General features: G+C 40.8%; 18 protein-coding genes and 1 pseudogene. 1 reads left to right on the top strand and 18 read right to left on the bottom strand.

Going from position 1 to position 11996, the window contains the following annotated elements; genetic code table 11:
• Nucleotides 1-64 precede the first annotated feature (64 nt).
• The 13 genes from BMW61_RS20830 to BMW61_RS20775 form a co-directional block, all read right to left on the bottom strand.
• Nucleotides 65-781 carry an SAM-dependent methyltransferase gene (locus tag BMW61_RS20830; protein WP_026507243.1) on the bottom strand — a complete coding sequence of 239 codons (717 nt, stop codon included), beginning with the start codon at nucleotides 779-781 and terminating at the stop codon, nucleotides 65-67.
• Between the two features lie 49 nt (nucleotides 782-830).
• Complete coding sequence (locus BMW61_RS20825) at nucleotides 831-1304, bottom strand: GNAT family N-acetyltransferase (RefSeq protein WP_091825855.1); 474 nt, start codon at nucleotides 1302-1304, stop codon at nucleotides 831-833.
• A 37-nt stretch (nucleotides 1305-1341) separates the two neighbouring features.
• A complete protein-coding gene (locus BMW61_RS20820; protein WP_091825858.1) occupies nucleotides 1342-1836 on the bottom strand; it encodes a hypothetical protein in 495 nt (164 codons plus the stop codon).
• Between the two features lie 219 nt (nucleotides 1837-2055).
• Nucleotides 2056-2445 carry a hypothetical protein gene (locus BMW61_RS22880; RefSeq protein WP_330388568.1) on the bottom strand — a complete coding sequence of 130 codons (390 nt, stop codon included), beginning with the start codon at nucleotides 2443-2445 and terminating at the stop codon, nucleotides 2056-2058.
• The gene (locus tag BMW61_RS22875) at nucleotides 2438-2659 is read right to left on the bottom strand and encodes a class I SAM-dependent methyltransferase (protein WP_330388567.1); all 222 of its coding nucleotides are present in this window, start codon (nucleotides 2657-2659) and stop codon (nucleotides 2438-2440) included. The genes BMW61_RS22880 and BMW61_RS22875 overlap by 8 nt, the downstream gene beginning before the upstream one ends.
• Before the next feature lie 139 nt (nucleotides 2660-2798).
• Nucleotides 2799-3194: a DJ-1/PfpI family protein gene (locus BMW61_RS20810; protein WP_091825852.1), complete on the bottom strand. Its 396-nt coding sequence runs from the start codon at nucleotides 3192-3194 to the stop codon at nucleotides 2799-2801.
• A 207-nt stretch (nucleotides 3195-3401) separates the two neighbouring features.
• Nucleotides 3402-4058: a DUF5131 family protein gene (locus BMW61_RS20805; RefSeq protein WP_091825848.1), complete on the bottom strand. Its 657-nt coding sequence runs from the start codon at nucleotides 4056-4058 to the stop codon at nucleotides 3402-3404.
• Nucleotides 3985-4260, bottom strand: a complete 276-nt coding sequence (locus BMW61_RS20800; protein ID WP_139176497.1) for a hypothetical protein — start codon at nucleotides 4258-4260, stop codon at nucleotides 3985-3987. Before BMW61_RS20800 ends, BMW61_RS20805 begins: the two co-directional genes overlap by 74 nt.
• Before the next feature lie 40 nt (nucleotides 4261-4300).
• Nucleotides 4301-4852 carry a hypothetical protein gene (locus tag BMW61_RS20795; protein WP_091825844.1) on the bottom strand — a complete coding sequence of 184 codons (552 nt, stop codon included), beginning with the start codon at nucleotides 4850-4852 and terminating at the stop codon, nucleotides 4301-4303.
• 9 nt (nucleotides 4853-4861) lie between these two features.
• Nucleotides 4862-5047: an SWIM zinc finger family protein gene (locus BMW61_RS22770; RefSeq protein WP_278296961.1), complete on the bottom strand. Its 186-nt coding sequence runs from the start codon at nucleotides 5045-5047 to the stop codon at nucleotides 4862-4864.
• Nucleotides 5048-5109: 62 nt separating this feature from the next.
• Entirely contained in the window at nucleotides 5110-5550 is a 441-nt protein-coding gene (locus BMW61_RS20785; protein WP_091825842.1) for a flavodoxin domain-containing protein, read from the bottom strand.
• Between the two features lie 384 nt (nucleotides 5551-5934).
• Nucleotides 5935-6795 carry an SDR family NAD(P)-dependent oxidoreductase gene (locus tag BMW61_RS20780; protein ID WP_026512190.1) on the bottom strand — a complete coding sequence of 287 codons (861 nt, stop codon included), beginning with the start codon at nucleotides 6793-6795 and terminating at the stop codon, nucleotides 5935-5937.
• 15 nt (nucleotides 6796-6810) lie between these two features.
• Nucleotides 6811-8745, bottom strand: coding sequence for an oxidoreductase (locus BMW61_RS20775; RefSeq protein ID WP_091825839.1), 1935 nt, complete (start codon nucleotides 8743-8745; stop codon nucleotides 6811-6813).
• A gap of 195 nt (nucleotides 8746-8940) precedes the next feature.
• Between BMW61_RS20775 and BMW61_RS20770 the strand changes: the two genes are divergently transcribed.
• Nucleotides 8941-10422 (top strand): PucR family transcriptional regulator, encoded by a 1482-nt coding sequence (locus BMW61_RS20770; protein ID WP_175475328.1) that lies wholly within the window; start codon nucleotides 8941-8943, stop codon nucleotides 10420-10422.
• Nucleotides 10423-10657: 235 nt separating this feature from the next.
• Here BMW61_RS20770 and BMW61_RS22235 read toward each other — a convergent pair whose 3' ends face one another.
• The 5 genes and pseudogenes from BMW61_RS22235 to BMW61_RS20750 all read right to left on the bottom strand — a co-directional run.
• Entirely contained in the window at nucleotides 10658-10819 is a 162-nt protein-coding gene (locus BMW61_RS22235; protein WP_175475327.1) for a hypothetical protein, read from the bottom strand.
• Between the two features lie 47 nt (nucleotides 10820-10866).
• Complete coding sequence (locus BMW61_RS20765) at nucleotides 10867-11127, bottom strand: hypothetical protein (RefSeq protein ID WP_175475326.1); 261 nt, start codon at nucleotides 11125-11127, stop codon at nucleotides 10867-10869.
• 195 nt (nucleotides 11128-11322) lie between these two features.
• Nucleotides 11323-11437, bottom strand: a pseudogene (locus BMW61_RS22995) (flavin oxidoreductase); the annotation flags it as partial.
• A gap of 13 nt (nucleotides 11438-11450) precedes the next feature.
• Complete coding sequence (locus BMW61_RS23120) at nucleotides 11451-11678, bottom strand: DUF6485 family protein (RefSeq protein WP_091825831.1); 228 nt, start codon at nucleotides 11676-11678, stop codon at nucleotides 11451-11453.
• On the bottom strand, nucleotides 11660-11996 hold a 337-nt coding region (locus BMW61_RS20750; RefSeq protein WP_242876858.1), incomplete at its 5' end, for a transposase. The genes BMW61_RS23120 and BMW61_RS20750, both read right to left, overlap by 19 nt.

Below are 11996 nucleotides of genomic sequence, written 5' to 3'. Positions count from 1 at the left end.
ATTGAATCGTTTATTTCTTCCATACAATCCTCATTTATATTAAAAGAAAAATCAAATCCATTTATCATTCTTTTCGAACATAAATTAGAAGGAAATTCAGAATATCATACAGACCCTTATCCAAAAACTCCTTATCGCGTATGCCATATTCATGTCCTGATTCAAACCATTCCCGCCAAGCGATATCGTAGCAATCAGCCTCCTTAACTTCGATATCGCATCGGTCTTGGCACTCATCCTTCAACAGTTTTTCCCACCAAGATGCTGTCTTGAAAAGTTCCGAATCATCGCCTTCCGCCCATGTCTCAAATATTACTTTAAGCTCACCTTGCGGCTGTTCCTTTAACCCCGGAACCGCGATCATAACTGTACCGCCTTTTTTTACATATGGTAGTACCTTCTCAGAAAAGATGCCTTCTTTACATCCAAAGTAATGATATGCATCTACACTGACTATGGCATCGAAATACTCTTCAGCGAAAGGCATGTCCATGGCATCACCATGAATTGGAATAATCTTGTCTTCCAGACCATTATCCTGAATTCTTCGGTAGTTTTCTGTTGCGGGTACCCAAAGATCAAATGCGTATACATGCTCTGCATCCGTTTCATTTGCTACAAACATCGATGTTAAGGCATAACCGCACCCCAAATCCAGTGTCCTGTTAAAGCAAGCGCCTTCAGGTCTTTTGCGAATCAATTCATCAAGCAGCCTAAAGGAATTCGGTCCCATCAAATATTCCTTTGTAAAATACTTCTTGTACATTTCTATACTGTTCATAAACAGCGTCCTCCATAGCACGATATTTAGAAAGATAAAGCGATATCACTTACAACTTCAAACGCATATCTAAGTATTTCTGAGTCCGGTCTTCAAAGCCAACTTTTTTATAGACCGGATAACCTTCATCTGTTGCCATTAAGTCTATTCGGCATAATTTGTTTTCTTTCGCGAACTCTATCATGTTCTTCATCAGCTGTGTGCAGATACCCTTTCCACGGTATTCATTCTCTGTATATACACTGAGCACTTCTCCATCAAGTCCATTGGGTAAAAACGGGTTCTCCGGCTTCTCAATGATCAGCAGATATGCCGCTGCCACCAACCGACCTTCTGCCCTTGCAATAAATGCGATCAGTTCTTTTCCAAGTCTTCTGTCAAAATATCCCGGAAGTTGTTCCTCCATACATTGTCGCTCATATTCACTGATAGTTCCAAAATCGTCTATCATATATGCAATTCTCAAACGAACCAACTCAGATATGTCATCTTTACCGGCCATGTCAAAAATAACATTGCTCATTAGTCATACTCCTCACAGTAGTACATAATATTAAAAGTTATTTCTTAACCACAAAATTTAACACCCCATTTATAGTGTGTATCAAAAAGAATGGAACAGCTGCACCTGCCAATAGGAAATTACTCTTCCATAATCCAAAGAACAGATAATACAGCGGAACAACAGCAAACTGGCTCAGAACAATCAGCCATCCATATTGATATCCAGCATAGTAAAATGCCCATCCCACAAAGTTTATTGCTATCATGAGTATAGTTAATAAGAAGAATACTTTTTCTCTTGACGTAGCCAATGGAAAAGCACTGACATCATCCCTTACGATCAGCATCAGCAAGAACATGGATAGCATTCCAAAGCTCCCCTGTGCTGTCTCGATCCATTTAATCTCATTTTGCATATTCATTATCGGATTTGATTCAGGATTTATCAGTGGCATTATAATATATGGAATTTCTTGTATCACAAAAGCAGCTATTCCAATGAATGATATGCCAATATAATAATGCTTAAACAAATGCACAAACTTTAACACGCTATTCTTCACTTTTCACTCTTATACCACGGATGTATCCCGACGATTTCAAACCCAACTGAGCAGGCTAGCCTCATGGAAGCTTCATTTCTTATCATCGACAAATATCTCGCCCGTTTGAATCCCCTCTAAAATGGACAGTGGGTATACTTTCTCTATTCTGATCCGATCAACCAAATGCTTGATTTTTCTGTAATCTGTAAGTTTTATCATTATTCCTTATTCCTTCACTTGCAGTTCAGCAATTGATATGTAGTGTTTTACCATAAAGTTCTCAGAAGCCTCTTTTTGTAGCATCTCCATGTGATCTTTATTCCATGCATCCAGCTGCTTTGGTGACATTGATGCCCCTACGCCTCTGCAGGCCCGCATTCTTCCATGCCATCCCTCTTTTGTGAACGGAATATCAACTCTGAATTGCTCTTGCGATAATAAATCAAAATACCTCAAGTACTGCTCCGGCACCCAGACAGGATGAACTGTATCACCATAAGCTGTCCAGTTTGGATTATGCTTTAAAATGATCTCTTCACTTTTACCTGCTATCGGATCTTCATATGGAAGCCACCCCATGTAAAGAATCAGAAATTTGCCTTTCGATTTAAGCATTCTTGCAAAGTTTGGCGCCGTACTTATACATGTTCCTCGGAAGTACCCCTGTGCCGGTTCCTATATCAAGTATCCTCTGTCCGTCCTTACACAAACCCAGCTGCAAAATGTACTCATAAAACTCCTGCGGATAAATGTCCCTGTACTTGGCATAATCTTCTGATGTTTTGCCCCAGTCAAAGGGCCTTCCTTTATCAATATCCTGAATTATCATCAGCCTTCTCCAGCATCATCACATCATAACAGAGATAATCTCCATTCTCTGTTTCAATCCTGTTATACTCGATCTCTTTATATTTCTTACATCTTCCAGATTATTCTGGTCAGCCAAAAGTATTTTCACTTTTCCCTCCTTAGTACCCCATTGCTGTACGTACTTCGCTCATCTTTTCTTCTCCCACAAGAATGCTTAAGAGAGAAAATGCAACTCCCGGAGCAGTCTGTGGACAATATGATGTGATGATATTATCTGTCTGAACGATAGGCTCATTTATTACCTCAACACCATATTCACCTAGTTGTTTCTGCCTGTTTCCACCATTTAAGTGATATGTTGTTGCTTTCTTTCCTGTCAGGATTCCACTATGAGCAAGTGCCAGAGCTGCAACGCAGACAGACGCTATAGGTTTATGCTGGCTGTTAAACCCTCTTATTAATTCAGATACTTCTTCGGAAAAAGCTTCATCATAAAATCCATATTCTTCAAATCCGCCCGGAATAGCCAACGCATCATAATCTTCTATTTTCACTTCATTTAAGTTTCAAAGCCTTTTGCAAGGAATAAAAGAATATTCAAATACCGCATCCTCCTCGATTGACAGTCCTTTAAGCCATGGCTTATGTAAATATATATTATCGTACAACCAAAGCCAGACCTGATCCGCACACAGAAAAAGGTCTGTTTTTCACTGCTTTTGCATTATGCACATTAATACTTTAGAACGTAATATAAAAAGTTATAAATCCAATCCAGCTTTATGCGCCTGGATATGCTGTAGCTTTCTTGGGATGTTATAAAGCTTCCCATCCTTAATAAGTTTTGCTCCTGTCTGGTGATAATAAAATGAGATTCCGTTCTCTTTACACTGTAACCATACCTTCTCTACCCATTTATAATCGCAGACCCTTGCATTTGCTCCTGACTCTCCACCTACGGAAACCTCCTCGATGAGCGGTCGCCCATCGGAAGTCCTGTATTTTTCGATATATGAACTTAGATCCACCTCAGTCAGCATAGGTTCTATCATCACGGCATGATGATAAATCGGAAGATCCAGATAAACCGGAAGTCTCTTGTCCAGCATATCCTGTTTCTCACAGGTAACGGCTATCGTAACATTCTCCCATCCGTTCCCCCATCCTGCTGGGAGATGAGCTGTAATACGCTCAGGTCTTTTAGTAATCATAAAGAATGTACAATCCGAACGCTCATGCATCATTTCCCAGGCATCTTTTCTCCATCCATCTGCATCGGGATGAAAGAAATCTGAAGAAAAGCATGTATAAATGTGTGACCCGCATGGAACCTTTATCCCAAAGTCACAGCCCAAATGCAAAGATTGCAACAATGTAGAATCCAACGATACTTGCCGTAGCAAGCAGATCCAAAACACCTAGGATACGGACGGTTTTATCCCCTCCCGCAAGCTTGCGGCCAGCAAAAAAGAATACAAATCCTAAAAATCCAAGAAATGTAGTTATGTTAATTACTGTCCTGATCACCGCGGAATCAAAGTGTGATACCATCAGAAAAATTGCTATTACTGCAGAAACTGCCGGTATTACACCGGCTATAATTGCTATTGTCTTTTTCATCGTAACTATTCCTTCTTTCACTCCGCAGGCCAAACATCTCCTATTTTGTTAAAAATTCAAATATCCCCATTGTTATCGCTTCTGTCATAAGCGGTACCATCCCAAACAGATATCCTGTCATAGGCTTAACCCTGTAATACTGCAGATAGAAAAACAGACTAAGTACTGCTGCTATCGCAGTTAATATAAGTAGAATAGCAGCCTTATCTATCGTAACTGTCTCCCAGGCAAAAGCCCGGTTTATAGATGCCACTTCAAGCATCGACCATCCTACTATTAAAAATAGTTCAGACGTCACCTGCCTGTGAAGAAAAACTCTGGTTCCATAGAGCAGAATCAAATATGTAACTATGCCAGTAGCTATAATAATGAGCCCTGAAATGAATCCTTTTTCTGGTGGTGTTTTAACAATCCCCATCATATTCACAGCAAGCCCCGACAAACCAACAATTGCTGTAGCAAGAAGTAGTATCCCATCTATCCCGTGCGTATGACTATCTCCATGTGTTGGGCGAAATGCAACTCCCCACCATATCAGATAAAACACGCAGCATATAATCAAAAGAGCTTGTCCCAACTTAATCTGAACCATATGAATCCCTCACCAATATCTATTGCGTCTTTCTTCCTCTTCCTCTTTTTCCCATTCCTCAACCTGCTTAAGGAAGTCCTCAGCAGCCTTGGGCTCCGCAGTGAAATAGAGAGCTATCATGTGTTTACAGATAACTCTCCTTCCCTCGGCAAAGGGACAGGTACATGAAGATTTCCTCGGATGCTCCTTGTCTATGTGAACATGATAAAGCTGCTCACCCTGAACAGTACCGTCATATGTATATGGCCCTGTTTTCTCTACAGATTTTTATAGAAATTCACAGCCTCAGCCACCTCATCCTCAGTAGGATGTCCTTTCTGAATGCCACCAACAAGCTTGAATGGTCCAAATGTATCAAATCCCTTACATTGGAATCTGCCCAACTCCTTACTCTGCTTATCGTCTGCAACAGATGCAATACTGTTGAAGTTACTCTTCATTGGATTTCCCGCTGTTGCCAGGAAAAATACTTCTTTTTGCGGTGGAAGGTTAACCTTAGCAAAAGTCAGCACCTGCTCAGCAAATTTCCCGTAGTATACTCCTGAGGCAAAGCCAATCCTGTCATATCCATTCAGATCTGCTTCCCTTTTCTCTGTTGCATCGATAAATTCCACCTCAGGATCTACTGCCTTTATGGCATCAAGAAGCTTCTTAGTATTTCCATGGTGTTTGGAATAATAGATGATACATGTTTTCAAACTCTTCTTCTCCTTTTTATCTGTCTGATAACTTAACCCTATTCCCCAATTATACAGAAAAAGGATTCTGATTGCCTACATTTAACAATCAGAATCCTTATATTTTCCAATTCTCATCCTGCCATCGCCACCATATCAGCGTAGCGTAAAAGTATAGTCCGTTATCTCGACAAAACTCTATAGCTTTTTCAAGAGGTTCCTTTACAGAGTAGCATAAAAAAGATAAGCTGCATATTTTGGCGGAGAGACTACGTCTATTTGTGATGCCTTAAAAACAAAAATTGAGGATGAAGTGCTTTGTTCTTCATCCTCAGTTTGCTACAATTTTTGTTTTTGTCACCTTAACTTAATGACATTGATCATTTTGACAGCCCTTTGCTTTGATTATTTTCCGCGAAGTTCCATGAGGTTTGGTCCTTTTCCTGCAAGCATGTCTGTCACACGTTTACCGATAAGGGTCGTATAGATAGGGTGAGTAAGGATATAGAACTGATCCTCTTCTATAGCATTAAATACTCTCATTCCCACAGAATCTATAGGCATACCTGTTACAATAACCTGCTCTGCTATTTTCTGACCCATAGCGAATTCCTTGCTTGTGTAGTAAGGATCAGATGCATCCTTGTACTGCTCAGGACGGTGTCTTTCAGCATGGTGAAGGTCTGTCTGAACAAATCCCGGACAATATATGCTAACGGAAATATCTGCGCCTTTTGCCTGAAGGTCATAGCTAACACTTTCAGAAAGTGCAACTGCAGCATGCTTTGTAGCGTGATAAGCGGGCATTCCATTTGAAGTGATAAGTCCTGCTACTGAGCATGTGTTCACGATATTGCAGTGTGTACCCTGCTTCATCATGATCGGAATAACCTTGTGCATGAAGTAAACATGGCTAAGGAAGTTAGCGTGTGTGATCCACTCCCAGTCTCGAACCGGTGTGTCCCAGATATCACCAGGAACCACAACACCTGCGTTATTCATAAGAAGGTCAATCGCGCCGAATTTTTCAATAACTTCATCAACCGCTCTCTCACAGTCTTCTACCTTTGTTACATCTGCCTGGATAGTGAAGATTTCTGCAGCTCCAAGCTCTTTTGCTTCCTTGGCAGCTGCTTCTACTTCGTCCTTTTCGATATCAAGAGCAGCGATGCGCATGCCTCTCCTTGATGCTTCTTTTAAAAATTCTTTACCAAAACCATTTGCTGCACCGGTTATCAGTGCAACTTTATTCTTGAATTCTTTCATCTGAAAACCTCCCCTTTACAGTGTTGATGCTCTGCCAAGTGCATCTGTTGTAGCTTCCGCAATTCTTCCGGGGAAGTTTGCATCGCCGAGTACTATTACATTGTCAAAGTTCTCTTCAAACTGTGCTGATACATCATTTGAGCGTACTCCAAGTGCAAGAACTACTGTACCAGCAGGAATTTTTGTCATCTGTCTTGTTACTGTATTCATTACAACAACTGATTCTTCATCTGCAGACATGAACTGCTGTCTTGTCATGACATTTACACCAAGTTTTCCGAATCTGATGGTGAAATCAGCGATCACAGAGCGGTAAAGACCTCTTCCGATGTCTTTTGTCATCTCTACAAGAGTAACTTTATTTCCGCCTCTTGTTGCAATGGTCTCAGCAGTTTCCATACCTGTTACACCGCCGCCAATTACTACAACGTCACCCTTTACTTCCTTTTTGCCCATCAGATATTCTTCAGCAGTGATAACATTGGCTCCATCAACTCCGGGAAGCCCTGGAACGATAGGTGTTCCACCTGTCGCAACAAAAACAGCTGTGGGATCAAGTGCCTTTACAGCATCTACAGTGCCTTCTGTATTAAGTCTGACTTCGATGTTGTTTTTCTTGATTCTGCAAACAAGAGAATCAAGATAAGCCTGAAGCTTTTCCTTCATGATAGGCTTTGTTGCAATATTAAGCTGTCCGCCAAGAGAGTCTGCCTTTTCAAAAATTACAGGCTCAAAACCTCTCTCCTTAAGTGTGAGTGCTGAAACCATTCCAGCAGGGCCTCCACCTATGATAGCAACCTTTCTGCCATTGCCAGTCTTTTCTACGCAGCTATAGTCAACTTCTCTTCCGCACTTGGGGTTAACGGCACATTTGATATGTCCTCCGTCTGAAAGTGCAGTGAAGCAGTATAGACATCCGATACACTTGTTGATCTCATCGCCTCTGCCTTCCTTAGCCTTGTTTGCCCATTCGGGATCAGCAAGATGAGCACGGCCAAGAGCAATATAATCACAAACGCCCTCCTCAAGAAGTGCTTCTGCAACTTCAGGATCCTTGATGTTATTTGTTGCAATTACCGGAATCTTTACATTTTTCTTGATAGCGGATGCGAGATGTTTCTTCCATCCCTGAGGATATGAAGAAGGCTCGATAATTGTTGTAGCAGATTCATAGATACCGCTTGAAACGTTGATACAGTCGATGCCGAAGCTCTCAAGTGTTCTTGCAATCTTGATTGTATCCTCAAGCTTTAATCCGCCTTCTACAAATTCATCAGCTGAAATTCTCACTGAAATAAGGAATCTGGGACCACACATGTATCTTATACCTGTGATTATCTCCTCAAGAATTCTTATTCTGTTGTCAAAAGATCCGCCATATCTGTCCGTTCTCTTATTTGTATATGGAGAAAGGAATTCATTTAAAAGGTAGCCATGAGCTGCGTGAAGCTCGATTCCGTCCATGCCAGCCTTCTGGCAGATGACAGCACCCTTGATAAAATTCTTTACAAGTGCTGAACACTCTTCTGTTGTCATCTCCCTTGGCATTTCCTTAGTAACCTTACACATAACAGGTGAAGGAGCAACAATCTGTCTGCCGCCTATCATGGATGATTTATTTTCCCTTCCTGGATGCTGAAGCTGAACAAGGATTTTTGTTCCATATTTGTGTACACGCTCAGCAAGCCTCTCGAGATGAGGAACATGTCTGGAATCTGTAGCTCCCAGCTGATTAGGTGTACCAATACCTTCTACCTCATCTACTCTTGTGATTTCAGTGATAATGAGACCCACACCGCCTTTTGCACGGTCTTCGTAGTATCTGATAATGTGCTCGTTAGCTTCTCCTGTTGGATCTGCCAGCGAAACTCCCATCGCAGGCATTACTGTGCGGTTCTTGATTCGCACGCTCCCTATACGCCCACTTTTAAACAATTTTTCGTAAGCCATAAGTACCTCCTTTAAACATATAAATGCTACTTATTGTGCATAGACTACAACAATGTTTCGATTTAGAGTTGCATCCATGAACATCAATGAATACAATAATTTTACTGGGGTATAAAATAGTGGTCTAGATTTTGCCTGCATAAACAGATGAGCATATATTGTGCTTGATGCACAACACAAATGGAGATGGATTTTATGAACTTTGAAGAAATAGCTGAAATAATGAAGAAAAGCTGCAACTGCAGCATAAACGTAGGGAATTCAAATCCGGAACTTACGCACTTTTCATTTTTATCTGATGGCATGCCATTAGATGATCCTTCGTGCCTCTATATTGGAAAAGTGGATACTGATACTATCAGAGAAACTGTAAAATCCCCCTGTATTCTCACAACAACAAAAGGACTTCCTGAAAATATCTCATTTATATATACAACAGATAAAGAGATGATGAACTGTATGAACGCTCTTACTTCTGCATTTTTCAGAGCCACTGACCACGAGAGCAGATTCAGGCATCTGAAAGAGCTGTCCAAGGAAAATATCTCCATAACGGAGCTCATAAACAAATCTGCCCTTTTCCTGGACAGATCCATTGTTCTTGCAGACTTAGGATTTAAAGTTCTTGCGCACTCCACTTCCGTATCCATCACTGACCCTTTGTGGAAGCGATATATAGAGAAAGGATCCTGCTCTTTTGAGTTTATTAATGCGATGAACGAGCTTATGCCTGCCCAGAGTCTTCCCAAGACTTCCGCCTGCTTTCAGGTCACATGCGCCAGCTCTACAGAAGAGAAACTGGCTTCACAGCTTTTCATAGAAAACAGGCCGGTAGCATATCTTGTTTTGCTCGATAACAACCGTGGTCTTACATCATTTCACAAGACATATCTGCCAAAGATAAGTGAATTTTTGTCAGCTTTTATCAATATACATAATACCTATCCTGATCTGTCAAAGGACGATACGGATATGTATATTAAGCTTCTTGATGGAAGTGAGGAAGATTTAAAGAGTACTGAGAAAATGCTGCCCAAACTACCTGAGCATACGTTTTGTGTGGTATTAAAGCCAATCCATCACTCAAGACATGAGCTCTTTTTTATCAAAAGAACTCTTGACTCCATGATACCCGGGAACACAATATTCATCTTCAGAGAACTTGTTGTTGTTATCTCTTCATATATCGGCATAATAGGTGACATAGAAAATAACGATGAACTTCTAAAAAATGTATCGGATGTAGGAATAAGCCCGGAGTTTAATTCGGCTTCTCTTTTCCCTCAGAGTTTCCAATATGCTCAGGAGGCATATCGTATAGGGAAACAAATTGGAAATCCGTCTAAAGTACACAGATATGAAGACTACAGATTTTACCATCTTCTTAACCATGTATCGGATATAAGCCTTTTGCAGTCCTATATACATCCCGCTCTATATAAGCTTCACCGTTATGACCTTGAGCACGACTCAGATCTTGTTGAAACCTTAAAGGTCTTTCTGAGCCTGTCCTGCTCCATAAAGGATACTGCAGATGCACTATTCCTACATAGAAACACCATGAATTACAGGATGACCAAGATTACAGAAATTACAGACATTGATCTAAACGACGCAGCAACTGTGTTCAGGCTTCAATGCTCATATCAGATCAATGGGATTCTACACTTATTATGATAGTAACTTTTATGATATAAAAGTCCCACAGTCTTTTCGTCAAGACTGTGGGATGAACTTATTTGTTTTCTCTTTTCCTTCTGATGTTCTTGAGGACCATGACTGCTATTCCAAGAACGATAAAAAACAGCATGAATCAGGTAGAACGTATAGAACAATTTTACAGGGAATTATACCGGGATGACTTCATACTATCTCATGGATTCCAGAGATTCCGGTTTGGTACGCAGGAGTTTTACGCCTGTGCCTCTACTCTCCGGTCGAAGTCCGGTAAAAATTCTGTTAGTTCCGGGTATGCTGCTTTTATTTCATCTACAAGGTTATGGCAATAAGCACAAGTGCAGACATCTTCTCGACCATATTCAGAATAGTATTCCTTTGTCTTGGCTATATCCATAATCTTCTCCGTTTAACATAATCATGTATTCCTAAATGCCGAGGGCATTAAAAGTTATACCATTTACAGTTCTTGTACTGATCAGGTAATTCATCCACATCGCCAACACATCCTATAGTTTCAATATATACAGATTTCTTATATGGGTATTTGTATTTATTAAGCCAATCTATGAAATCTTCTACATCAAAAAGTCCGCCTTCAAAAGAGAATTCATCGGCTATTTTTTCAAGATTCTTTTCTACTATGTCAGGAACAGAATAAACTTTTATATCACCATCAGCACTCAAGAGTACATTTTTCATCATAAATTCCTTTCGACCATCATTTTTAGCGGAGTTGGAGAACAGCACCATCCAATCAACTACCGCCAATTAATGAACCGTTAACTCCGTCCCCAAGGGGGTCCGTCCGTTAGGCCACGGCTGCCATCTCCTCGTTAATCAGGTCCTCACTTTCAGCCATTGCCTTAAGGCTAATAGAAATCTCCTTAAAATCCGTTGTTATTCCCCATGCAGCATTCATTGCATTCGGCACGCCCTTTTCATCATATGTTCCAATGATAAGGACAGGCTGTGGATACATAAGCGGTTTAGCTCCAAAATTTGTTCTGCTCATCTCTCTTCTCCTCCTATTTTTCTAAGACCATCTTTGCAAAATCTTCAAAAAAATATGCACTCGGTTTCTTGTCAGGATTAGCTTTTTTGAAAAAGCATGCCGGTATCTCACCCTGTCCCAGATTTTTTGCAATACATGGTGTGCATCCCTTATCATGATTAGTGGGATGATTTGGACATTTATGAACTACCACCACCGACTCTGCGTCGGAAGAGGTTTCTGTTATGCCGCAGAGCGGCATGAACCTTTGGGATGCTTAACGCATCCCAACGAACAGGGCATGTCCACTATGCCCCTATCCCATTGGGTTACCTTTGGGAATACTTTTCTTAAGATATTTGCAGCTCCGTTTATGTCTGCATTTGTTATTGTTCCATCGTAGTGCCTGTAGAGTCCACGCTTTATCCTTTTTCCCGAAAAAACATAGTCAGACTTCCTGCCCTTTTTATACACAGGGATCTCATCCATCGCAAGGAAATCCGCTTTGGATGTATAACTCTCTTCTGTAAGCGCAAACATGATCCCGTATTCAGCAAGCTTATATCTTAGCATATCTGCA

Source organism: Butyrivibrio sp. ob235, from assembly GCF_900109475.1.
Classification (GTDB): Bacteria; Bacillota; Clostridia; order Lachnospirales; family Lachnospiraceae; genus Butyrivibrio.
The sequence above is the reverse complement of the archived record's forward strand: the minus strand, read 5'-3'. Positions and strand labels throughout refer to the sequence as shown.